The 22712-nt window shown below is 71.4% G+C and carries 20 protein-coding genes and 2 tRNA genes; 7 read left to right on the forward strand and 15 right to left on the reverse strand.

The window, feature by feature from the left end:
• Position 1: 1 nt before the first annotated feature.
• The 6 genes from C1A17_RS06130 to leuC all read right to left on the reverse strand — a co-directional run bounded on the left by C1A17_RS06130 (position 2) and on the right by leuC (position 5783).
• Positions 2-541 carry a YbhB/YbcL family Raf kinase inhibitor-like protein gene (locus C1A17_RS06130; protein WP_101651861.1) on the reverse strand — a complete coding sequence of 180 codons (540 nt, stop codon included), beginning with the start codon at positions 539-541 and terminating at the stop codon, positions 2-4.
• 24 nt (positions 542-565) lie between these two features.
• The gene (locus tag C1A17_RS06135; protein WP_101651863.1) at positions 566-1573 is read right to left on the reverse strand and encodes an NAD(P)H-dependent glycerol-3-phosphate dehydrogenase; all 1008 of its coding nucleotides are present in this window, start codon (positions 1571-1573) and stop codon (positions 566-568) included.
• Positions 1570-2358, reverse strand: a complete 789-nt coding sequence (locus tag C1A17_RS06140) for a lysophospholipid acyltransferase family protein (protein ID WP_101651881.1) — start codon at positions 2356-2358, stop codon at positions 1570-1572. The genes C1A17_RS06135 and C1A17_RS06140 overlap by 4 nt, the downstream gene beginning before the upstream one ends.
• Positions 2355-3674, reverse strand: coding sequence for a UDP-N-acetylglucosamine 1-carboxyvinyltransferase (gene murA / locus C1A17_RS06145; protein WP_101651882.1), 1320 nt, complete (start codon positions 3672-3674; stop codon positions 2355-2357). Before murA ends, C1A17_RS06140 begins: the two co-directional genes overlap by 4 nt.
• A gap of 75 nt (positions 3675-3749) precedes the next feature.
• Positions 3750-4349, reverse strand: coding sequence for a 3-isopropylmalate dehydratase small subunit (gene leuD, locus C1A17_RS06150; RefSeq protein WP_101651884.1), 600 nt, complete (start codon positions 4347-4349; stop codon positions 3750-3752).
• A gap of 30 nt (positions 4350-4379) precedes the next feature.
• A complete protein-coding gene (leuC, locus tag C1A17_RS06155; RefSeq protein WP_101651886.1) occupies positions 4380-5783 on the reverse strand; it encodes a 3-isopropylmalate dehydratase large subunit in 1404 nt (467 codons plus the stop codon).
• 94 nt (positions 5784-5877) lie between these two features.
• Between leuC and C1A17_RS06160 the strand changes: the two genes are divergently transcribed.
• Positions 5878-6597: an IclR family transcriptional regulator gene (locus C1A17_RS06160; protein WP_101651888.1), complete on the forward strand. Its 720-nt coding sequence runs from the start codon at positions 5878-5880 to the stop codon at positions 6595-6597.
• Positions 6598-7196: 599 nt separating this feature from the next.
• Here the strand turns inward: C1A17_RS06160 and C1A17_RS06165 are convergent.
• Positions 7197-7269 (reverse strand) — tRNA-Glu (locus tag C1A17_RS06165).
• A gap of 22 nt (positions 7270-7291) precedes the next feature.
• Positions 7292-7363: transfer RNA gene (locus C1A17_RS06170), tRNA-Gln, on the reverse strand.
• Between the two features lie 82 nt (positions 7364-7445).
• Between C1A17_RS06170 and C1A17_RS06175 the strand changes: the two genes are divergently transcribed.
• The gene (locus C1A17_RS06175; protein ID WP_101651890.1) at positions 7446-8174 is read left to right on the forward strand and encodes an SDR family NAD(P)-dependent oxidoreductase; all 729 of its coding nucleotides are present in this window, start codon (positions 7446-7448) and stop codon (positions 8172-8174) included.
• A 198-nt stretch (positions 8175-8372) separates the two neighbouring features.
• Here the strand turns inward: C1A17_RS06175 and C1A17_RS06180 are convergent, their stop codons facing one another.
• The 4 genes from C1A17_RS06180 to C1A17_RS06195 form a co-directional block, all read right to left on the reverse strand.
• On the reverse strand, positions 8373-9749 hold the full coding sequence (locus tag C1A17_RS06180) for an NAD-dependent succinate-semialdehyde dehydrogenase (protein ID WP_101651892.1): 1377 nt from the start codon (positions 9747-9749) through the stop codon (positions 8373-8375).
• A 164-nt stretch (positions 9750-9913) separates the two neighbouring features.
• A complete protein-coding gene (locus C1A17_RS06185) occupies positions 9914-11242 on the reverse strand; it encodes an alpha/beta fold hydrolase (protein WP_101651893.1) in 1329 nt (442 codons plus the stop codon).
• The gene (gene gltX, locus C1A17_RS06190) at positions 11239-12711 is read right to left on the reverse strand and encodes a glutamate--tRNA ligase (RefSeq protein WP_101651895.1); all 1473 of its coding nucleotides are present in this window, start codon (positions 12709-12711) and stop codon (positions 11239-11241) included. Before gltX ends, C1A17_RS06185 begins: the two co-directional genes overlap by 4 nt.
• An 84-nt stretch (positions 12712-12795) precedes the next feature.
• Positions 12796-13605, reverse strand: a complete 810-nt coding sequence (locus C1A17_RS06195; protein WP_101651897.1) for a fumarylacetoacetate hydrolase family protein — start codon at positions 13603-13605, stop codon at positions 12796-12798.
• A gap of 73 nt (positions 13606-13678) precedes the next feature.
• Between C1A17_RS06195 and hrpB the strand changes: the two genes are divergently transcribed.
• A complete protein-coding gene (hrpB, locus tag C1A17_RS06200; protein ID WP_245873526.1) occupies positions 13679-16324 on the forward strand; it encodes an ATP-dependent helicase HrpB in 2646 nt (881 codons plus the stop codon).
• 13 nt (positions 16325-16337) lie between these two features.
• Here hrpB and C1A17_RS06205 read toward each other — a convergent pair whose 3' ends face one another.
• Positions 16338-16904 carry a TetR/AcrR family transcriptional regulator gene (locus tag C1A17_RS06205; RefSeq protein WP_101651899.1) on the reverse strand — a complete coding sequence of 189 codons (567 nt, stop codon included), beginning with the start codon at positions 16902-16904 and terminating at the stop codon, positions 16338-16340.
• Between the two features lie 74 nt (positions 16905-16978).
• Here C1A17_RS06205 and C1A17_RS06210 point away from each other — a divergent pair, with 74 nt between their 5' ends.
• The 4 genes from C1A17_RS06210 (at position 16979) to C1A17_RS14150 (ending at position 20998) form a co-directional block, all read left to right on the forward strand.
• Positions 16979-17548 (forward strand): dihydrofolate reductase family protein, encoded by a 570-nt coding sequence (locus C1A17_RS06210; protein ID WP_101651900.1) that lies wholly within the window; start codon positions 16979-16981, stop codon positions 17546-17548.
• Between the two features lie 127 nt (positions 17549-17675).
• Positions 17676-18692 (forward strand): 3-methyladenine DNA glycosylase, encoded by a 1017-nt coding sequence (locus tag C1A17_RS06215; protein WP_245873528.1) that lies wholly within the window; start codon positions 17676-17678, stop codon positions 18690-18692.
• A 42-nt stretch (positions 18693-18734) separates the two neighbouring features.
• Positions 18735-19709: a zinc-binding dehydrogenase gene (locus tag C1A17_RS06220; protein WP_101651902.1), complete on the forward strand. Its 975-nt coding sequence runs from the start codon at positions 18735-18737 to the stop codon at positions 19707-19709.
• A 212-nt stretch (positions 19710-19921) separates the two neighbouring features.
• Complete coding sequence (locus C1A17_RS14150) at positions 19922-20998, forward strand: hypothetical protein (protein WP_180953235.1); 1077 nt, start codon at positions 19922-19924, stop codon at positions 20996-20998.
• Positions 20999-21091: 93 nt separating this feature from the next.
• Here the strand turns inward: C1A17_RS14150 and C1A17_RS06230 are convergent, their stop codons facing one another.
• The gene (locus tag C1A17_RS06230) at positions 21092-21784 is read right to left on the reverse strand and encodes a maltokinase N-terminal cap-like domain-containing protein (protein WP_101651903.1); all 693 of its coding nucleotides are present in this window, start codon (positions 21782-21784) and stop codon (positions 21092-21094) included.
• 86 nt (positions 21785-21870) lie between these two features.
• A complete protein-coding gene (gene thyX, locus C1A17_RS06235) occupies positions 21871-22656 on the reverse strand; it encodes an FAD-dependent thymidylate synthase (protein WP_101651904.1) in 786 nt (261 codons plus the stop codon).
• Positions 22657-22712: the final 56 nt, after the last annotated feature.

Here is a 22712-nt window from a genome sequence, read left to right on the forward strand (position 1 = left end):
ATTACTTCGCCTCGAAAGTGGTTTCGATCCAGGCGCGCCCGATGGACTTGAAGAACAGGTTGAAGCCGACGAAGGCCGGCGAGGCGGAGTCGTCGAGGCCGAGCGGCTCCGAGAGCGCGTGCACGATGAAGAAGTAGCGGTGCGGTCCGTGGCCCTCCGGCGGGGCGGCTCCGACGAAGCGGGGCTCGCCGGCGTCGTTGCGCATCGTCACGGCCGAATCCGGCAGCAGGCCGGCCTCGGGGTTGCCGGCGTCGGTCTGCAGCGAGGTGACGTCGCCGGGGAGGTCGGTCACGGCCCAGTGCCAGAAGCCGGATCCGGTGGGGGCCTCCGGGTCGTAGCACGTCACGGCGAAGGCCTGGGTCTCGGCCGGGAAGCCGGACCACGAGAGCTGCGGGGACACGTCCTGGCCGCCGGGCACGCCCATGATCCCCGAGCGCTGGGCCTCGGCGAGCTCGGTTCCCTCGGAGATGTCCGTGCTGGTGAGCTCGAACCGGGGGACGTCCTTGAGGTTGGCGAACGGCGAGTTCTGGAATTCGGTCATGGCGACTCCTCGTAGGTCGATCGACTACTGGGCGGGTCCTTCGGTCTTCCTCTTCCGAGCCAATAGCAAACCGGCGAGTTCGTCAACACGCAGGTGCCCGGCGAGGACGGCGACGACGGCCTGGGTGATCGGCAGATCGACGCCGCGCGAACGGCCGAGCTCGAGCACCGCGGACGCGGACTTCACGCCTTCGGCGGTCTGCTTCGTCCGGGCGGCGGCCTCCTCGAGGGTGAGGCCCTCGCCGAGCAGCCGGCCGAAGGAGCGGTTGCGCGACAGCGGCGAGGCGCACGTGGCGACGAGATCGCCGAGGCCGGCGAGCCCGGACAGCGTGTGGAGCTCGGCGCCCATGTCGACCGCGAGGCGCGAGGTCTCGGCGAGCCCGCGGGTGATGACCGAGGCCTTCGAGTTGTCGCCCAGGCCCTGCCCGTCGCACATCCCGACGGCGAGCGCGATGACGTTCTTGATCGCCCCGCCGAGCTCGACGCCGACGACATCGGTGTTCGTGTACGGCCGGAAGTAGGAGTTCGCGGTGAGGGCCGCGATCCGCTCCGCGGTGCCGGCGCACGCCGAGGCGACGACGGTGGCGGTGGGCTGGCGGGCGGCGATCTCCTTGGCGAGGTTCGGCCCGGAGACGATCGCGATGTGCTCGCGCCCGCGGCCGGACACCTCGGCGATGACCTCGCTCATCCGCAGACCGGTGTCGACCTCGATGCCCTTCATCAGGCTGACGAGGATCGCGTCGTCGGCGATGAGCGGCATCCACGCGCCGAGGTTGGCCCGCAGGGACTGCGCGGGCACGGCGACGACGACGACCTCGGCCCCGGCGAGCGCCTCGGCGGGATCCGCGGTCGCGGTGATGCGCGGATTGAGCTCGAGGTCCCCGAGGTAGGCGCGGTTGGTGTGCGCGGTGCGGATCTCCCGGGCGACCTCCTCGCGGCGGGCCCACAGCACGACGTCGGTGCCGGCGTCGGCGATGACCGCGGCGAAGGTCGTGCCCCAGGACCCGGCACCGAGGACGGCCACGCGGGTCATCGCTCCTCCCCCGGGTGGAGCGCGGCGCGGAACCTCTCGGGGAGCTCCTCCTCGCGCAGGCGGGCGACCCCGGCGGCGATGTGGGAGGTGATCCGGTCGGTGAGGGCGCGGATGCCCTCGTGGTCGTAGGCGAGGTCGTCGTACGGGATCGGATCGCCGATGAGCAGCGTGGTGACGTTGCGCGGGGTCGGTCGCGGGATCTTCCGCCTGACCGGCATGGGGCGGTCGAGGCCCCAGTGGGCGAGCGGGATCACCGGCGCGCGGGTCTGCAGCGCGAGCCGGGCCGCGCCGTTCTTCGAGGGCTCGGGCCACAGATCCGGGTCCTTCGTCAGGGTCCCCTGCGGGTAGATGACGACCTTCTCCCCGGCGTCGAGCGCGGCGCGCGCGTACTGGAGGGAGTCCCCGGCCTGGGCGGAGCCGCGCAGCACCGGGATCTGGCCGATCCGCTTGAGGACGGTGCCGATGGCACCGGAGAACAGGCCCGACTTCGCGAGGTAGTGCGGCAGGTTCCCGTGGCGCCACAGCGCCAGGCCGATGAGCACGGGGTCGAGGTAGCTCGCGTGGTAGGCGACGATGATCGCCGGACCCTCCGGGATCTTGTCCATGTCGATCGTGCGCACGCGGCCGAACAGCGGGAACACCGCGCCCACCGGTCCCGCGACCCAGGGAGCAGTGCGGTACTGGCTCCGCAGCGCCTCGGTGTCGAACTCGACGTGGTACTTCGAGACGTGGGCGGGCGTCGGGCGCTCCGGGGTCTGCGCGGGGTCCTTCTCCGGGGCGCTCATGCGGCGCTCACCCGGGCTCCGAGGCCGGCGAGCTTGTCGAGGAAGTCCTCATAGCCGCGGTTGATGAGCTCGATGCCGCGCACCCGCGAGGTCCCTTCGGCGGCGAGGGCGGCGATGAGGTGGGAGAACCCGCCGCGCAGGTCCGGCACCTCGATGTCGGCGCCGGTGAGCGGGGTCGGGCCGGAGATCACCGCGGAGTGGCGGAAGTTCCGGCGGCCGAACCGGCACGGAGTGCCGCCCAGGCACTCCCGGTAGAGCTGGATCGTCGCCCCCATCCTGCCGAGCGCGTCGGTGAACCCGAAACGGTTCTCGTACACCGTCTCGTGGATGATCGACAGGCCGCCAGCCTGGGTGAGCGCGACGACGAGCGGCTGCTGCCAGTCGGTCATGAATCCGGGGTGGACGCCGGTCTCGAGGACGATCGAGTGGAGCGCGCCGCCGGGGTGGCTGAAGCGGATGCCGTCCTCGGCGACCTCGAACGCCCCGCCGATCTTCCGGAACACGTTGAGGAAAGTGATCATGTCCGGCTGGTGCGCGCCCTCCACGACGATGTCGCCGCCGGTGGCGAGCGCGGCCGCGGCCCACGAACCGGCCTCGATGCGGTCGGGCAGGGCGCGGTGGACGTACCCGCGCATGGAGTCGACGCCCTCGATCCGGAGGACCCGGTCGGTGTCGACGGAGATGATCGCGCCCATCTTCTGGAGGACGGCGACGAGATCCATGATCTCCGATTCGATCGCGGCGTTCTTGAGCTCGGTGATGCCCTCGGCGCGCACCGCGGTGAGGAGCACCTGCTCGGTGGCGCCGACGGACGGGTAGGGCAGCTCGAGCTTCGTGCCGCGCAGGCGCTCGGGGGCGGTGAGCCGGATGCCGCCGGGGGTCTTGTCGACGGTCGCGCCGAACTGCCGGAGCACCTCGAGGTGGAAGTCGATCGGCCGGTCGCCGATCCGGCAGCCGCCGAGATCGGGGATGAACGCCTGGCCGAGGCGGTGGAGAAGCGGGCCGCAGAACAGGATCGGGATCCGCGAGGCCCCGGCGTGGGCGTCGATGTCGACGATCGAGCCCTGCGACACCTGGGCCGGGTCGAGGGTGAGCTCGCCGTCGGGGAAGCCGGCGTCCGGCCCACTCGCCACCGACACGCCATGGACGTCGAGAAGGCCGGTGACGACCTCGACGTCGCGGATCCGCGGCACCCCGCGGAGCACCGAGGGGGTGTCGCCGAGCAGCGCGGCGACCATCGCCTTGGACACGAGGTTCTTGGCCCCGCGGACCCGGACGCGTCCGGTCAGCGGCTGTCCTCCGTGGACCTCGAGCATGTTCCTCCTAGCGCGTGCGGTGGGGTGCACCTACGCATGCTAGCCGACCCGGGGCCGGCCCCCGGTGTGCGCGGCTCAAGTGCGCGCGGGCAGCGTCGTGGGCTTGAAGGCGGGCCGCCCGGACTCGAAGGCGGTGATGTCGGCCTCGTTCTGCAGGGTGAGGCCGATGTCGTCGAGGCCCTCGAGCAGGCGCCACCGGGTGTAGTCGTCGATCTGGAACGGCACGGTGAGCGTGTCGCAGCTGACCGTCCGCGCCTCGAGGTCGACGGTGACCTCAGCGCCGGGCTGGTTCTCGAGGATCTTCCAGATGAGCTCGATGTCGGACTGCTCGAGCTGCGCGGCGACGAGCCCGCCCTTCCCGGCGTTGCCGCGGAAGATGTCGGCGAAGCGGGCGGACAGCACTGCGGCGAAGCCGTAGTCCTGGAGCGCCCACACCGCGTGCTCGCGCGACGAGCCGGTGCCGAAGTCCGGTCCGGCGACGAGCACGGAGCCGTTGCGGTACACGTCGTGGTTGAGGACGAAGTCGTCCTGCTTGCGCCACTGCGCGAAGAGCGCGTCCTCGAAGCCGGTGCGGGTGACCCGCTTGAGGTAGACGGCGGGGATGATCTGGTCGGTGTCGACGTTCGAGCGGCGCAGCGGCACGCCGACGCCGGTGTGGGTGGAGAACTTCTCCATGGGTGGCCCCTTTCGGATCGTGCGGGTGCGTCAGTCGAGGTCGGCGGGCGAGGACAGGGTGCCGCGCACGGCGGTCGCCGCGGCGACGAGCGGGCTGACGAGGTGCGTGCGCCCGCCCTTGCCTTGGCGACCCTCGAAGTTGCGGTTGGAGGTCGAGGCGCAGCGCTCCCCCTCCGACAGCTGATCGGGGTTCATGCCCAGGCACATCGAGCACCCGGCGAAGCGCCATTCGGCGCCGAAGTCGGTGAACACCCGGTCGAGCCCCTCGGCCTCGGCCTGGAGGCGGACCCGCGCGGAGCCGGGGACGACCATCATCCGGATGTTCGGGTTCTTCTGCCGACCCCGGATCACCTCGGCCGCGCCGCGGAGGTCTTCGATGCGGCTGTTCGTGCACGAGCCGAGGAACACGGTGTCGACCGCGATGTCCCGCAGCGGGGTCCCGGGGGTGAGCCCCATGTAGGCGAGCGCGTTCTGCGCCGCGGCCTTCTCGTTCTCGTCGCCCATCGCCTCGGGGTCCGGCACTGAGGCGCTGAGCGGCAGTCCCTGGCCCGGGTTCGTCCCCCACGTGACGTAGGGCTCGATGTCGGCGGCCTCGAGGACGACCTCGGCGTCGAACTCGGCGTCCTCGTCGGTGTGCAGCGTCTTCCAGTACTCGACGGCGGCGTCCCAGTCCGCCCCCTGCGGGGCGTGCGGGCGGCCCTCGAGATAGTCGAAGGTCGTCTGGTCCGGGGCGATGAGACCGGCTCGGGCGCCCGCCTCGATCGACATGTTGCAGATCGTCATGCGGGCCTCCATCGAGAGCTTCTCGATGGCCTCGCCGCGGTATTCGAGGACGTAGCCCTGTCCGCCGCCGGTGCCGATCTTCGCGATGATCGCGAGGATGATGTCCTTCGAGGTCGAGCCCTCGGGCAGCTCGCCGTTCACCGTGATCGACATCGTCTTGAAGGGCTTGAGGCTGAGCGTCTGGGTGGCGAGCACGTGCTCGACCTCGGAGGTGCCGATGCCCATCGCGATCGAGCCGAAGGCGCCGTGGGTCGAGGTGTGGGAGTCGCCGCACACCACGGTCATGCCCGGCTGGGTGAGGCCGAGCTGCGGGCCGACGACGTGGACGATGCCCTGCTCGGCGTCGCCGAGCGGGTGGAGCCGGATGCCGAACTCCTCGGCGTTCCTCCGCAGGGTCTCGATCTGGGTGCGCGAGGTGAGGTCGGCGATCGGCTTGTCGATGTCGATGGTCGGGGTGTTGTGGTCCTCGGTCGCGATCGTGAGATCCGGACGGCGCACCGGGCGTCCGGCCAGGCGCAGGCCTTCGAACGCCTGCGGGCTCGTGACCTCGTGGACGAGGTGCAGATCGATGTAGATGAGGTCGGGTGCGCCGTTCTCGCCGGCCTTGACCACGTGGTCGCCCCAGACCTTCTCGGCCAGAGTCCTGCCCATGACTGCCTCCTTGTGAATGCTTCCTCGAAAGCGTAGACCTGCGTTCTGCATGGCGGACTTGCATCTCGATGAGTGAGACGACAGAATGACACGCATGACCACTCAGAACGGCAGCGGCGTCGGTGTCATCGACAAGACCGCCCTCGTCCTCTCCGCCCTGGAAGCCGGGCCGGCTTCGCTCGCCGAGCTCGTCACGCTCACCGGACTCGCCCGGCCGACCGCCCACCGGCTCGCCGTGGCGCTCGAGTTCCACCGCTTCGTCGGCCGCGACCTCCAGGGTCGCTTCACGCTCGGCCCGCGGCTGTCCGAGCTCTCCTCGGCCGCCGGGGAGGACCGCCTCCTCGCCGCCGCCGGGCCCGTGCTCAACCAGCTCCGGGACCGTACCGGGGAGAGCGCACAGCTGTTCCGCCGGCAGGGCGACCTGCGCCTGTGCGTGGCCGCTGCCGAGCGTCCCGTGGGACTGCGCGACTCGGTGCCGATCGGTGCCACGCTGAGCATGCGCGCGGGCTCCGCCGCCCAGGTGCTGCTCGCGTGGGAGGAGCCCGACCGGCTCCACACCGGACTGCGCGGGGCGCGCTTCTCCGCGACGATCCTCTCCGGGGTCCGCCGCCGCGGCTGGGCGCAGAGCATCGCCGAGCGCGAGCGCGGGGTGGCCTCGGTGTCGGCGCCCGTGCGCGGGCCGAGCAATCTCGTCGTCGCCGCGGTGTCGATCTCGGGTCCCGTCGACCGCCTCACCCGGCAGCCCGGCCGCCTCCATGCGCAGGCCGTGCTCGAGGCCGCGAAGTCCCTCACCGACGCCCTCAACCGCTCCTGAGACCTCAATTTCCGGCGGTTTCTGTGAACGGAACCGCCGGAAATTGCTGTTTCACGAGGCTCTTACCGGTCTGCGCAAGGTGTCGCCCGTCGGTTCGCGGGGGCGCAGGATACGACGCGGCTCGCGCGACGCAGCTCTCTCGTCGCGGATGAGCGGAGCGGACGCCGAGGGGACGGCCACGCCGAGGGGCGAGGTGCTGGTGGCGCTGTGAATCGACGTACCGGTCGCGCTGAGTGGCGGGGTGTCGGTCGCACTGAGTGGCCACCACACTGACAGGCGACGTGCCGGTTGCGCCGTGAGGTGAGGTGCCAGCCAGGTTGACAGCCGAGGTGCCGGTCACGCTGACAGGTGCCGCGACCGCAGCTCCGAGCTCACCTGCCGGGGTCTGAGGCGGCCGTCCGACGTGGCTCGCCGGAATCCGGGCGGCCGTTCGAGCTCGACCGCGAGAGCCCGACCTCGCCCTCCGGAGCCCGCGGGGGCTTTCCGAAGTCGACATTGCGAAAATCTGCGTCCCGGCTCTCAGGAACCTTCGGAAATTGCACTCTCTACGGGAACGACGAAGGCCCGGAGGATCTCGCGATCCTCCGGGCCTTCCGCTGTACCCCCGAGCAGGTTCGAACTGCCGTTTCCGCCTTGAGAGGGCGGCGTCCTAGGCCACTAGACGACGGGGGCCTGATACTCCGAGTTCGGAGCGCTGGGATACCAGGACTCGAACCTAGACTAAGTGAACCAGAATCACTCGTGCTGCCAATTACACCATATCCCACTGCGATTCGACCGCCTTGCGATCTCATCGGCAACGAGAGATTACTCTACACACGTCGCCACCCGCGTGCAAAACTGAGCGCATGGATCTCTCCCTGCACAACACGGCATTCATCGTCACCGGCGGCACCTCCGGACTGGGTCTGGCGAGCGCCCGGGCCTTGAATTCCGAGGGCGCGCGGGTCCTCGTGTCCTCCCGCGACCGCTCCCGGGTCGATGCGGCGGTCGCCGAACTCGGTGATGGAAGTCACGGGATCGTGCTCGACAATGCCTCCCCCGAGGCGCCCGCGGAGCTGTTCCGGACCGTCGCCGAGGTCTTCCCCGACTCGCCCGTGGGCGGCGTGCTGATCTCCGTCGGCGGACCGAAGAAGGGCCGCTTCTACGAGACGACGGAGGACGACTGGCGCGACGCCATCGACTCCGTGCTCCTCGGCACCCTGCGCTTGGCGCGCTATGCCGGCGAGCACCTCGGGCCCGGGTCGGCGATCGGCATGGTGCTGTCGTCCTCGGTGTGGACGCCGGTGCCGGACATCGCGATCTCCAACGGGCTGCGCCCCGGGCTCGGCATGATGGTCAAGACGCTGTCCGACGAGCTCGGCCCGCGCGATATCCGGGTCGTCGGCATCGCCCCCGGCATCATCCGCACCCCGCGGGTGGGCAACGCCGAAGTGCCCACCGACCACATCCCGCTGCGCCGGCTCGGCACCCCGGAGGAGTTCGGTCGCGTCGCCGCGTTCCTCCTCTCCCCGGCGGCCGGCTACGTCAGCGGCAGCGTGATCCCCGTCGACGGCGGGATGATCCGGGCGCTCTGAAATCGCAGATTCTGAGATTGCAGGGTTTGAGATTGCAGAGAACGGCGGATCGGCTCACAGGAACCTTCGGAAATTGCACTCTCGCGGGGAACGCACGGCGGCGGTGCCGGTTGACCCGGCACCGCCGCTGGCGTGCTGCTGTGCGATCGCTTCGTCACCGAGAGGACGGAGCGGATCACCGCTCGGATGGGACGGATCTCACTCGTCGCCGACCCAGTACAGGCGCTTGTTGACGAACTCGTCCATGCCGACGGGTCCGAGCTCACGGCCGAAGCCCGAGCGCTTGACCCCGCCGAAGGGCACGTTCGCGCCCTCCGCAGCAGTGGTGTTGACCTTCGCCATGCCGACCTCGAGGCCCGCACCGACCTTCTTGGCCCGCTCCGGATCACGGCTGAAGACCGTGCCGCCGAGTCCGAACTGCGAGTCGTTCGCGAGCTCGAGCGCCTCTTCGTCGCTCGACACCTTGTAGACCGTCGCGACGGGACCGAAGAACTCCTCGTAGAAGACGTCGGAGCCGCGCGGGATGTCGGTGACCACGGCGGGCGAGACGTAGGCGCCGGAGTCCGACAGCTCTCCGCCCACCCGGATCGAGGCGCCCGCGTCCTTCGCACGCGCCAGCTGGTCGGCGAGCCGCTCGGCGGCACCGCGCGAAGACAGCGGCTGGTAGACGGTCGCGTCCTCAGCCGTGAACTCACCGGGGCTCGCGGCCTTCGCGAGCGTCTCGAGCTCCGCGACGAACTCGTCGTAGATGTCGTCCATGACGATCATCCGCTTGTTCGAGTCGCAGGCCTGGCCGGTGTTGTACATCCGCAGACCCCAGGCCGTCTCGGCCGCGGCCTTGACGTCGTCGGTGTCGAGCACGATGTACGGGTCGGAGCCGCCGAGCTCGAGGACGGCCTTCTTGAGGTGCTGGCCGGCGAGAGCCCCGACGACGGCGCCGGCCCGCTCCGATCCGGTGAGCGAGACGCCGGCCACGCGCGGGTCGCCGATGAGCGTGGCGATCTGGTCATGGTCGGCGTACACATTGGTGTACACCCCTGCGGGCACTCCCGCGTCGTCCATGATCTGCTGGATCGCTCCTGCGGAGCGCGGGCAGATCTCAGCATGCTTGAGGATGACGCCGTTGCCGAGCATGAGGTTCGGCGCGGCGAAGCGCGCCACCTGGTAGTACGGGAAGTTCCACGGCATGATGCCGAGCAGCACGCCCACCGGGAGCCGCTCGAGGACGGCGGAGGCCCCGTCGACGTCGAGTGCGGTCTCCTGCGAGAACTTCTCGCCGTTGTCCGCGAAGTACTGGAAGATCTCGTTGCAGTACTCGGCCTCCTCGACGCCCTCCGTGAGACGTTTGCCCATCTCCTCACCGATGATCCGGCCGAGCTCGTCCTTGCGCTCGTCGAACAGTGCGGCGACCTTGCCGACGATCTCGGCGCGCTCGCCGATCGGGCGCTTCGCCCATTCCCTCTGTGCCTCGACCGCAGCGCTCAGCACGTCCTCGAGCTGGGCGTCGGTGGCGGTGTCGAACGTCTCGACGACGTCGCCGGTGGCTGGATTCTCTACGCGGTAACCGGTGCTCATGTCACTCTCCCCTTCTGTGGGGCGACCTCCCGAAGGCGGGAGCTGCCCCGTTCGGCGTGTGCGGCGGATCATCCGCCGCGTGCGGTACCGATTCCACCGTACGATTCACGGCTGAAGAGCACATGGGAGCGGCGTGAAGATCTCATGGCCGCCCGCTCCCCGTCTCACTCCTCGTCGCGGACGAGCCCGAGGAGCCGGTCGAGGACCACCGGGCCCGAGGCGCGCAGCCCGTTGTGCTCGTACTCGTTCGTCACCCAGGTGCGCAGTCCCGGCACGAGGCCGGCGGTGGCGAGCGAGAGATCGCGGGGCACGAAGACGTCGTCGAAGTACACCGCCGCCGCGGCAGGAACCTGCGCGCGGGCGAGCGCTGCGGGGTCCCACAGCTCCGGCCAGTCGCGGGCCGCGAGCGCGTGGGTGGCCGCCGCCCACTCCCGCAGCGGTCCGGTCGTGAACATCTCCGGCAGGACATGCTCTGCGGACAGGAGTGCGGGATCCTCGGCGACCGCGCCCGGCATGGTGCGCCGCGCGGCCCAGTCGGTCCGGTGGCCGTTCGCCCAGCAGCTCTCGTGGAGGACAGCGTAGAGCGGGTTGCGGGCACCGAACGGGAGCGCGGAGAGGAGATCGGCACGGAACGCCGCGGAGTCGATGTCGTTGTCGAGCAGGGCCAGCAGTCGTTCGGCCCCGCCCGAGGCGCCGAGCAGGTGCCCGATCGAGCGCACGTGAGCGGGCCCGGCGAGCGTGCCGTCGGACAGCGCGATGCCGGTGTCGGCGGCCCGCGCGGCGAGCTCCTGCAGACGCGGCCCGGCGTGCGGGTACCGGTCGGTGAAGGCCCGGGACCGCGCCGTCATGGTCTCCCAGGTCCGGGCGTAGACGTCGGCGGGAGCGGGCTGCGGCTCCCCCGGTGCGCCGACGGCGGGCAGGCCTCCGGTGAAGAGCGCCTGCGCCACGGATCCCGGGTGCGCCGCGAGGTAGCGCAGGGTGCAGAAGCCGCCGAAGGACTGGCCGAGCACGCTCCACGTATCGACTCCGAGCACCTCCCGCAGCGCCTCGGCGTCCTCGACGATCGCGTCGGCGCGGTAGTGGGCGAGATGGTCGGCGAGCGCCTCGGCCTCGCGATCCGTCCGCGGCGGAGCCGTGAGCGGTTCGGGCACACCGGTGACCCGCCCGTCGACGATCCCGATCGGGGTCGACCGCCCGGTTCCGCGCTGGTCGAGGAGGACGACGCGGTAGTCCTCGAGTGCCCGGGGCAGCCAGGCGGGGTCGGAGCGGGTGGGGCGGAATGCCTCGGCTCCGGGGCCGCCCTGGAGGTAGAGGAGGTAGGGCTTGGCCGAGCCCTGCTCCCAGGCATCCGGCCGACCGACGATCCGGGCGAACACCTCGAGCCTTCCCGGGATCACCCCGGTGCGGTCGAGGCGCACGCTGATCGTGTGCTCCTCGATGCGCAGACCGGGCTGGCGGTAGGTGCGGGTGCGGTGGTCCCCGGGGCCGGTCACTGTCCGAGGTGCGCGGCGAGCGCCCGCAGACGGGTGAGCGAGGAGCCCTTGCCGAGGATCTCCATCGACTCGAAGAGCGGCGGGGACACCCGGCGTCCCGACACCGCGACGCGCAGCGGTCCGAACGCGAGGCGGGGCTTGATCCCCAGCTCGTCGACGAGCTTCGCGGTGAGCGCGTCCTGGATCGCCGGGGTCGTCCAGGAGTCGAGCGGCTCGAGCACCTCGAGGGAGGCGGCGAGCACCTGCGGCGCGGTGTCCTTGAGCGTCTTGAGCCCGTCCTCGGTGAGTTCGAGCTCGGAGTCGGCGGTGAAGAGGAAGCCGAGCAGGTCCGGGGCCTCGCCGAGGAGGTTCATCCGGGTCTGGACGAGCGGCGCCGCGGCTTCGAGGATCTCCTGCTCGCGCGCGTTCGGCTCGCCGTCGATGACGCCGGCGGAGTTGAGGTAGGGCACGAGGCGGGCGGTGAAGTCCGCCTCGTCGAGGGCCCGGATGTGGTCGGCGTTAATCGCGGTGGCCTTCTTGACGTCGAAGCGGGCCGGGTTGGGGTTGACGTCGTGGACGTCGAACGCGGACACGAACTCCTCGACGGAGAAGACGTCGCGGTCCGGGCCGATCGACCAGCCGAGCAGCGCGAGGTAGTTGATGAGCCCCTCGCGGATGAAGCCGTTGTCGCGGTGGAGGAAGAGGTTCGACTCCGGGTCGCGCTTCGAGAGCTTCTTGTTCCCCTGGCCCATGACGTAGGGCAGGTGGCCGTACTCCGGCGTCCGCTCGGCCACGCCGACCGCCTTGAGCGCCTCGAAGAGGACGATCTGGCGCGGGGTCGAGGAGAGAAGGTCCTCGCCGCGGAGCACGTGGGTGATGCCCATGAGGGCATCGTCGACGGGGTTGACGAGGGTGTACAGCGGCTGCCCGTTGGCGCGCACGACGACGAAGTCCGGCACCGTGCCGGCCTTGAAGGTGATCTCGCCGCGCACGAGGTCGGTCCACGTGATGTCCTCGTCCGGCATCCGCACGCGGAGCACGGGTTCCCGGCCCTCGGCGCGGAAGGCCGCCTTCTGCTCCTCGGTGAGGTCGCGGTCGAAGCCGTCGTAGCCGAGCTTGGGGTCGCGCCCGGCGGCCCGGTGGCGCTCCTCGACCTCCTCGTTCGTCGAGAACGACTCGTAGAGGTGGCCGCCGGCCACGAGCTTCTCGATGACCTCGGTGTAGATGTCCCCGCGCTGCGACTGGCGGTACGGTCCGTGCGGACCGCCGACGTCGATGCCCTCGTCCCAGTCGAGACCGAGCCAGCGCATCGCCTCGACGACCTGGCCGTAGCTCTCCTCGGAGTCGCGGGCGGCGTCGGTGTCCTCGATGCGGAAGACGAAGGTGCCGCCGGTGTGCCGGGCGTACGCCCAGTTGAAGAGGGCGGTGCGCACCATTCCGACGTGCGGGGTGCCGGTGGGCGATGGGCAGAAGCGAACTCTGACGTTCACGGGGTCTCCTCGGTGCGGTGGCGTGCTGAGACGGGTCGGGCGCCGCCGGTGAGGCGGGCGCGGCCCGGGTGGCGGACGTCCGGGTCAGGCGTCCATGACGGGGTTGGTGAGCAGGCCGAGGCCGTCGATCGCGATGTCGACCCGGTTGCCGCTGACGATCTGTCCGACACCGGCCGGGGTGCCGGTGAGGATGACGTCGCCGGGCAGCAGGGTGATCGTCTCGCTCAGGTGCTCGATGAGGGTGGGGATGTCGAAGATGAAGTCGTCGGTGTTCCCGTCCTGCTTGAGCTCGCCGTCGACCCACGAGCGGATGCGGACGCCCTCGGGGTCGAACTCGGTCTCGATCCATGGCCCGAGCGGGGCCGAGGTGTCGAAGCCCTTGGCCCGCGACCACTGCTTGTCGGTCTTCTGGATGTCGCGCAGGGTGACGTCGTTGCCGGCGGTGTAGCCGAGCACGTGGTCGTAGGCCTTCTCCGCCGGGACCTGCTTGGCGACGCGGCTGATGACGACGGCGAGTTCGGCCTCATAGGACACGTGCTCGCTGATCGCCGGCAGCCGGATGGGATCGCCGGGGCCGACGACCGCGGTGTTGGGCTTGAAGAACGTCAGCGGGGAGACGGGCACCTCGTTGCCGAGCTCCTTGGCGTGGTCGGCGAAGTTGCGGCCGACGCCGATGACCTTGGAGCGCGGGATGATCGGGGCGAGCAGCCGGACGTCGTCGTAGGCGAGCCGGGTGCCGGTCGACTGGGCGGGGCTGAAGAACGGGTCGGAGTCGAGGACCGCGATCTGCAGGCCCGAGGTGTCGAGCGTCCCGTCGTCGGCGACCCCGGGCAGGTCGCCCTCGACGACGCCGTAGGCGGGTGCGTCCTCATGGATGAAACGTGCGATGCGCATGGGGACCAGTCTACGCAGGGGGACGGACGCGGGCCGGGTCAGCCGTGTCCGCGCCGGGTGGGAGACTGGTCCCGTGCCGCTCTTCGACCTCGATTCGCTGTCCGCCGGACTGCCGGCCGCCGCTGTGCTGCCCGGGCTCGCCGCGCTCGCCCGGACCGGTCCGGTGCGCGCGGTGATCGAGGCGCCCCCGGGCACCGGCAAGACCACGCTCGTGCCGCCGGCCCTCGCCGCAGCGCTCGCTGACACCGCCGGGTTCGGGTCCGAGCAGCGCGCCGGGTCCGGGACCGGGGGCGCGCAGGGCGCCGGCCGCGTCGTCGTCGCCCAGCCGCGGCGGATGGCCGCCCGCTCCGCCGCCCGGCGCCTCGCATCGCTCACCGGCACGCGCCTCGGCGAGGACATCGGCTTCACCGTCCGCGGGGACCGGAAGGTCTGCCGGCGGACATCGGTGGAGTTCGTCACCTACGGCGTCCTCGTCCGCCGGCTCCTCGGCGATCCCGAGCTCGCCGGCACCGCGGCGGTCGTGCTCGACGAGATCCACGAGCGGCATCTCGATGCCGACCTCGCCTTCGGGATGCTCCGCGAGCTCATCGAGCTCCGCGACGACCTCTCCCTCGTCGTCATGTCCGCGACGCTCGAAGCGGCGCACTGGGCGGCGCTCCTCGACGAGGACGGCGGCACCCACGGGGAGGACGCCGCGCCGGCCCCGGTGCTCACCGCCCGTGCCGACATCCACCCGCTCGAGGTGCGGTGGGCGCCGGCGCCCCGCCGACCGCTCGATGCGCGCGGCGTCCACCCGGATTTCCTCGCCCATGTCGCCCGGCAGACCGCCGCGGCCGCGGCGGAGCCCGATTCCGGGGACGTCCTCGTGTTCCTCCCGGGGATGCGCGAGATCGACCGCGTGAGCGGGCTCCTCCGGAGCGCGCTGCCCGCCGGCTCCGAGGTGCTCGCGCTCACCGGCGGGACCCCGCCGGCCGAGCAGGATCGCATCCTGTCCCCTGCTGCGGCGGGCGGGGTCGGCGGACCCGGATCCGCGGGGACCGGATCCGGCACGCGCGTCGTCGTCGCGACCGCGGTTGCGGAATCGTCCCTCACCGTCCCCGGGGTGCGCACCGTCGTCGACGCCGGACTTTCCCGGCAGCCGCGCTTCGACACCGTGCGCGGGATGAGCGGACTCGTCACGGTGCGGGAGTCGAAGGCGGCGGGCACGCAGCGGGCCGGCCGCGCCGCCCGCGAAGGCCCCGGCCGCGTCATCCGCTGTATGGCGGAATCCGATTGGGCGGGCCTGCCCGCGGACACCCCGCCGGAGGTCCGAACCGCCGACCTCACCTCCGCCGTCCTCGACCTCGCGTGCTGGGGCGCACCGGGCGGGGACGGCCTGCGGCTGCCCGACCCGCTGCCGGAGCGAGCGCGGGAGAGCGCGGAGGCCACGCTGCGCGGTCTCGGCGCCCTCGACAGCGCCGGGCGGGCGACGGATCTCGGACGGCGACTCGCGCGGATCCCGGCCGATCCCCGGCTCGCGCGCGGGCTGCTCGCCGGGGCCGCAGTCGTCGGTGCGCGACGGGCCGCCGAGGTCGTCGCCGCCCTCGGCCTCGAGCTGCGGGCGCCCGGGGGCGATCTGCCGGCCCTCCTCCGCTCCCTGCGCCGCGACCGCGACCGCGCCTGGTCCGCCGAGGTCGACCGGTTCGAGCGGATGGCACTGCGCGATCTGTACGAGGGGGCCGCGTCCCCGCTGGGATCGGCGGCGGCGACGGCGGACGCAGCCGTGGGCCTCGTCGCGGCTCTCGCCCGTCCCGACCGGATCGCCCGGGAACGGTCCGACGCCCCCGGCGAGTACCTGTTCACCTCGGGCACGGGAGCGGTGCTACCCCGCGATTCGCAGCTGGCCGGAAGCTCGTGGCTCGCCGTCGCCGACGTCGGGCTCGCCGGGGATCGTGCCCTCATCCGGGCGGCCGCACCGATCACCCGGGAGATCGCGGAGTTCGCCGCCTCCGGACTACGGAGCACGTCCGAAGACGCGCGTTTCGAGGGCGGTCGCGTCCGCGCGCGCCGGATCGACCGGCTCGGGGCGATCGTGCTGTCGTCGACCCCCGTCGCCGCCACCGCAGAATCCGAAGAGCTCGCCCTCGCCGCAGCGGTCGCCGAAGAGGGGCCCGCCCTGCTCGCTCCGGGAGCGGCGTTCGAGACACTGCGCCGGCGCCTCGGGCTCCTCCACGCAACTCTCGGCGATCCGTGGCCGGACGTGCGGTGGGAGGCTCTGCTCGTCCGGTTCGCGGGGCGGCTGCGCGAGCGTGCGCCGGTGGGATGGCTGCAGGAGGTCCTCCCCTGGCCGGAGGCGGCCCGGCTCGACGCGCTCGCACCCGAGCGGCTGACGGTGCCGAGCGGACGCGCCGTGCTCCTCGACTACCCGGAGCCGGAGGCGCACGACCGCGATGGGGACACCGGTGACGGGACCGGGGTCGTGCCCCCGGTGCTCGCGGTCAAGCTTCAGGAGTGCTTCGGCTGGGCGACCGGCCCGGAGGTGGCCGGCGTGCCCGTCGTCCTCCACCTGCTGTCGCCGGCCGGGCGGCCGCTCGCGGTGACGAGCGACCTCGCCTCGTTCTGGGACGGCGCGTACGCGCAGGTCCGGGCGGAGAACCGGAACCGCTACGCCAAGCACCCGTGGCCGGAGGACCCGTGGAACGCCCTGCCGGCGCGGGGGACGAAGAAGAGCGGGAGGTAGGAGACGACGACGTTCAGGGCAGCAGTCCGGCGACGAGATCATCGATGATGTCGTCCGTCGACGTCGCAGGCATGAGCGGAGTCGTCAGTCGGTCGAGGACAAGACCCTCGATCGCGTAGTGGAAGAGTGCGATGTGTCGGGATCCGCCGGGCAGACCCGCCGCCTCGTTGAAGGCGACGTCCTGCTCGAACGACTCGCTCCGCCATTCGGCGATCAGTCCCGCCACCTCGGGCCTGCGCGCGCTCTCCAGGCGCAGCTCGAACAGCGCCATCGCCACATCGCGATCCTGCGTGAGCCGACGAACGAGGTCGCGCATGTAGTCGGCGAACAGCGCAGGACCCGCCGGCTGCTCGGCTCGCAGGCGGAGGTCGTCGGCACTCGGCTGCAGACGCTCCCCGATGCGCAGCACCAGTGCGCGGATGAGCTCTGCACGGGTGCGGAAGTAGTTCGATGCGGTGCCGACCGGCACCGCGGCGTCCCTGTCGACCGCGCGGTGGGTGAGACCGCGCGCGCCCTCGCGCGCCAGGATCCGCACACCCGCGTCGGCGAGCGCTCGTCGCCGTTCCTCGTTCCGCGTCATGTCGACGACTCTATCGCTTCCACTACACATGTTGTACCATGAATCCACTACACCTGCAGTGATAGGAGACCCGCATGCGTGAACTCGTCTACTACATCGCCACGTCGCTCGACGGCAGGATCGCCGGACCGCAGGGGGAGTTCGACGCCTTCCCCCTCGAAGGGGACCACATGGAGCACGTTCTCGGACGCTACGCCGACGCGCTCCCGACCTCGGCGGCCGCGCATCTCGGCATCGAGCAGGCGCGCACCCGTTTCAGCACCGTCCTCATGGGGTGGAACACCTATGCCGTCGGCCTGCCGGACGAGGTGAGTCCGTACCGGCATCTCGAGCAGATCGTGTTCTCCCATCGCGCGCATCCCGGTGCGGAGAACCTCACCGTCACGGACGACGATCCTCGAGCCGTGGTCGACCGCTTCCGCGGAGAGCAGGGCACCGGGATCTGGCTGTGCGGCGGCGGCTCGCTCGCGGCGCAGCTCCTCGACCGGATCGACCGCATCGTCCTCAAGATCAACCCCCTCGTGCTCGGCGCCGGGGTCCCGATCCTCGAGGACTCCTCCTACCTCCCTGCGCTCTTCGAGCTCGAGGAGTCCACGGCGTTCGACTCCGGTGTGATCATCGCCGAGTACGTGCGACGACGATGATCGCCCGGCGGCGCGGGGGACGAAGAAGAGCAGGAGGCAGGGCGCCGGGGCACCTCGGATCGGCCCTGCTCCGGCCGGCGGGCACCGGATTGGCCCGGGACCGGCCCCGCGCGGGACAATGGTGGCCATGACCGCGCCCACCGCACCCGCACCGGCAGTCCGCACCGCGGAGACCGCCGATGGCATCCCGGTGCTCGCTGCGGCGGACTGGCAGGCACTGCGCGCCGCGCACGAGGCGACGGTCGGCGAGCGCACCGCGGCGCACCTCGCCCGGCGCTCCCGCGGGGAGACCCACCCGGTCGAGGACTTCCTCTTCACCTACTACCCCTTCAAGCCCGGTAAGCTCGCGCGCTGGCAGCCGGGCGCCCGGCGTGCGGTCGAGATCGCGACCGCGGACGACCGCGCCTCCTTCGACCGGCGCTGGTTCCGGTTCGAGACGCCGGCACCGGGAGCCTCGGGCGCGGCTTCGTCCGGCGCGCCCTCCGGCCCCGGCACCCGCTCCGCAGACGACGCGCACACCGGGACCTGCGCGCGGGTCGACCTCCCGGCCTGGCGCGCCGAGCGCGGGGACGGCGCCCGCTTCATCGCCGGCCTCCTCGCCTCGACCCTCGAGCGCGAAGCGACGCTCGGCTGCTTCGGCCTCCACGAATGGGCGATGGTGTACCGCCAGTCCGCAGAGGACCACCGCCACCGGCAGGTGCCGCTCCGCCTGTCGCAGGCCGACACGAACGCGGTCGTCGAATCCCACCGCATCCGATGCAGCCACTTCGACGCGTTCCGGTTCTTCACCCCGGCCGCCGCACCGCTCAACACCCTGCAGCCCACCCGGGCGGGCATGCGCGCGAACGAGCAGCCGGGGTGCCTCCACGCCGGCATGGACCTCTACAAGTGGGCGATGAAACTCGAGCCGATCGTCCCCTCGGAGACCGTGCTCACCGCCTTCGACCTCGCCTGCGGGATCCGCCGCCTCGACATGGAGGCCTCGCCCTACGACCTCGGCGCCTGGGGATACTCACCGGTGCGCATCGAGACGGCGGCGGGCAAGGCGGAGTACATGCGCAGGCAGGAGGAGTTCAGCCTCCGCGCCCAGGCGATCCGCCGCACGCTCCTCGACGACCTCGCCGCTGCGGGGATCACCGTCTGAGACGACGTCCCCTCCCCCGGGCCGCCGCCCTACGATGAATCCATGCGCGCAGTCCACTTCGAGGCCTTCGGCACCGTCGAGGCCACCGGCCTGTGCCGCAGCGACTGGCACGCCTGGGCGGGTCACGACGACACCGTCTCCCTCCCCCACGTCCCCGGGCACGAGCTCGTCGGACGGATCGCAGCCGTCGGCTCCGCAGTGCGCAGCTGGCGGGTCGGCCAGCGGGTGACCACGCCGTTCGTGGGCGGCTGCGGGACGTGCGAGTGGTGTACGGGCGGGAACGCCCAGGTGTGCCCGGACCAGACCCAGCCGGGCTTCACGCACTTCGGCTCGTGGGCCGAGCAGGTCGTCATCCGGCACGCCGACCTCAATCTCGTCGCCGTCGACGACGCGATCCCGGCCGAGGCCGCCTGCAGCCTCGGATGCCGCTTCGCGACCTCATTCCGGGGCCTCCGTGCCCGGGCCCGGCTCGTCGCCGGCGAGACCCTCGCGGTGTTCGGGTGCGGCGGTGTCGGCCTCTCGGCCGTGATGATCGCCCGGGCGCTCGGAGCGCGGGTCATCGCCGTCGACATCAGCCCCACAGCCCTCGATCTCGCAGCCGAGCACGGGGCCGAGGTGCGCGTGGACTCCCGCGGGATGTCGCCCGCAGAGGTCGCCGCCGAGGTGGTCCGGGCCGCCGGCGCACCGCCGCAGGTCACCCTCGAGGCACTGGGCCGGGCGGAGACGATGAACGCGGCGCTGCTCTCGCTCGCGCCGCTCGGCCGCCATGTCCAGATCGGCCTGTTCGCCGAGCCGCCGGCTTCGGTGATCGGCCGCGTCATCTCGCACGAGCTCAGCCTCCTCGGGAGCCACGGGATGGCGGCGGCGGACTATCCGGAGCTCCTCAAACTCGTTCGCAGCGGTGCTCTCCGTCCGCAGGATCTCGTCACCCGGACGATCGGTCTCGAGGAGACTCCGGCCGCGCTCCTCGAGATGGATCGCGGGACCCGGCCCGGGATGACGATCATCCGCCCCTGACCTGCGCCGGGGGGTCCCGGGTGGGTCGTGCCGCACGGTCGCCGCTCATCCGTGTCCGGGATCCTCGATCGGTCCGGTGCCGGCCGTGTCCCGCCGGATTCCGACCCGCGGGTAGGTCCGATGGCCCAGAATCCTTCACCCGCGTCCGGTATGACGGTAACGTGCCTTGTGAGAGGGAACGCAACGGTTCCCTGACTACAAGGAGAAGGACCATGAACTCTCAAGCGATCATCTGGATCGTCGTGGCCATCGTCGTGCTCCTGGCGATCATCGGCATCATCCTGTTCGCGGTGAATTCCTCGAAGAAGAAGAAGGAGCGCGAGCGGATCGAGCAGCAGCGGCGCGACGAGGAGAACCGTCAGCGCGCGGCCGAGCTCCGGCAGGAGAACAAGCAGGCCGACCTCGACGTCCGGCAGCGCGAGCTCGAGGCGGAGAACCGCAAGCTCGAGGCCGAGCGCGCCCGCGTCGACGCCGAGCGCAAGGATCAGGAGATCGCCCGCGAGCAGCAGAAGATCCAGGCCGAGCGCGACCAGCTGCGTGAGCGTCAGGCCGAGGCCGACCGCCTCGATCCCGACGTCGACACCGACGGCCGGAACCACGGCCGAGGTGCCGGAGCGGCTGCGGGCGCAGGTGCGGCCGGAGCAGCAGGTGCCGCCGCAGCGCACGGCGGGGATCGCCGCCATGACGATCGCGACCACGACGGCGTGCGCGACGATCGGGACGGCTTCCGTGACCGCGACCACGACGGACATCGTGATCGGCACCATGACGGGCACCGCGATCACGACCGCGACGGCGTGCGCGATGACCGGGACGGCTATCGCGACGGCGACCACCGCGACAGGGACCACGACGGACACCGGGACGACCGGATCGGCGGTCAGTACGACGACCGCGGTGCCGGAACCGCTGCCGGTGCCGGTGCGGCGGGCGCAGGTGCGACGGCCGCCGGATCCCATGATCGCGGACCGGTGCGCGACAACGATCCGCGCTTCGACGCCGGTGGTCCGCAGCAGCAGGATCTCGTCGATCAGGGCCGCGGCACCGGTGCGGATCCGCACCACGCCGACCATGACCGACGCGGCTACGACGAGCGCGGCCGCGATGGCGGGCAGTTCGATGAGCGCCGCCACGACGACGGCCGACAGGGTCAGGGCTATGACCAGCAGGACTACGACCAGCAGGTCGATCCCCGCCAGCAGCAGGGCTTCGATCAGCAGCAGGCCTTCGACGAGCACGGCCGACCGATCGACCCCCGCCACGACGGAGGGGTCGACCCGCGCCGCTGATCTCTGACGGCGACCACGACGAAGCCCCGGGGGATCGGCTCCCCCGGGGCTTCGTCGTGCGGTGGTGGTCGAGGATCGACCTCCGCCGGATCCTCAGTGATCGACGAGGCGGGCGAGCAGCACCGGCGCGTCCTGCCCCTCCCAGGTCCCGACGAGCCGTCCGAGCACGGTGCCGCTCGGCGCATCGGCATCCATCGCCGACGGGAAGCGGAGGATCTCGAGATCGGCGTCGCCGGCGCGCACCATCGTCGTGCCGGCCAGGGTCGTCGGGCTCGGGTTGGGGTCGAAGCTCAGGGTCTCGGCGAGCGGATGTGCGGCCTCGGCGCTGAGATCGTCGGATTCGTCGCGGTCGTTGATCCCGCGCACGGAGGCGATGTCCGTCCGCTCGACCTCGCCGTCGTCGGTGGACATGAACTCGCGGGCGTTCGTCCCTCCGGCGCGGATCGCGCGCTCGAGCTCACCGAGGAACACCGGGTCGGCGGCGCCGTCGTACACCCAGCGGGTGCCGAGCACGGAATGATCCATCTCGGTGATGAGGTGGGGGCCGGCGTTCTCGAGCGGCTCCCCGCGATAGGTCACCGGAACCTGGAGGATCTCCTCCGTGCCGGGCACACGGACGAGGTGGATCTCGATCCCCACCTCGCCGGCGGGGGCGTCGAACCGGTAGCTCGTCACGCGCTCGACCTCGGCCCCGGTGGCCACGCCGGACCAGGCCTGGCCGGGCAGCCAGGCGGCGATCGCCTCGAGCTTGCCGGGTGAGAGCTCTGCATCGTACAGGTGTGCCATGTCATCCCTTTCGATTGCGGATCAGCTGTGCCCGCCGTCCGTGTTCGGGCCGAACGGATCGGCCATGGCCGCGACCGGCGGGTGATTCAGGCCTTGCGGGTGCCCGGCTGCCAGGCGCCGTCATCGACGGAGTAGTCGGCGAAGATCGCCGGCGTCTCGGCCTTCATGATCTCGGCGACCTTCCCGAACACGAGCCGGATCTCCTCCTCGGCACCGGGCGCGGTGCGCATCTCGACGACGTGGCGCAGTGAGCGGAGGTTGGCGGTGTAGACGATGCCGGTGCCCAGTCCCTCGGGGGCGAAGCGCCGCATGAACGACGTCATGTGCTTCTTGTGGGTGAAGTCCGTGCCCGCCTCGTCGAGGCCGAAGTGCTCGGTCATCCACTTCTGGTGCTCCTCGAGGGTGTCGAGGACCGCGAGGCTGCGCTCCATGAGCTCCTCGTCCTCGCGCGCCCACTCGGGGAACCAGAACGGGATCTCGGTGAGGCGGACGTAGCGGAGGGACTCCTGCGAGTAGGCGCAGCCGGCGCGGTGACGGATGAGCTCGTGGGTGAGCACGCGCGACACGTTGTGGAGGACGAAGGTGTAGTTCGCGTGCTCGAGCACGGAGCCGTGCTGCGAGGACACGACGTTGCCGAGGTAGGCCGCGGAATCGGTGCGCACCCGGGACACGTTGGGGTTGAGTCCCGGCTCCCACGAGCGGTAGCACATGCGACCGGCGAACTCGAGGAGGTCCTCCCCGTCGGGGCTGTCGGCGGCCTCGACGCGCTCGGCCCAGGACAGGCCGCCGACGTCGCCGAGGTACTTCTTCATCGCGTCCCAGTCGATCGACGGGCGGGCCAGAAGTTCGACGGTCGGTTCTACGTGGCGCACGGTGGTCCTCTTTCTCAGGTGTGGTGCCCGGTGAACGGGTCCCAGGGCGGCGGGCC

Source organism: Brevibacterium ihuae, assembly GCF_900184225.1.
In the GTDB taxonomy this organism is placed as follows: Bacteria; Actinomycetota; Actinomycetes; order Actinomycetales; family Brevibacteriaceae; genus Brevibacterium; species Brevibacterium ihuae.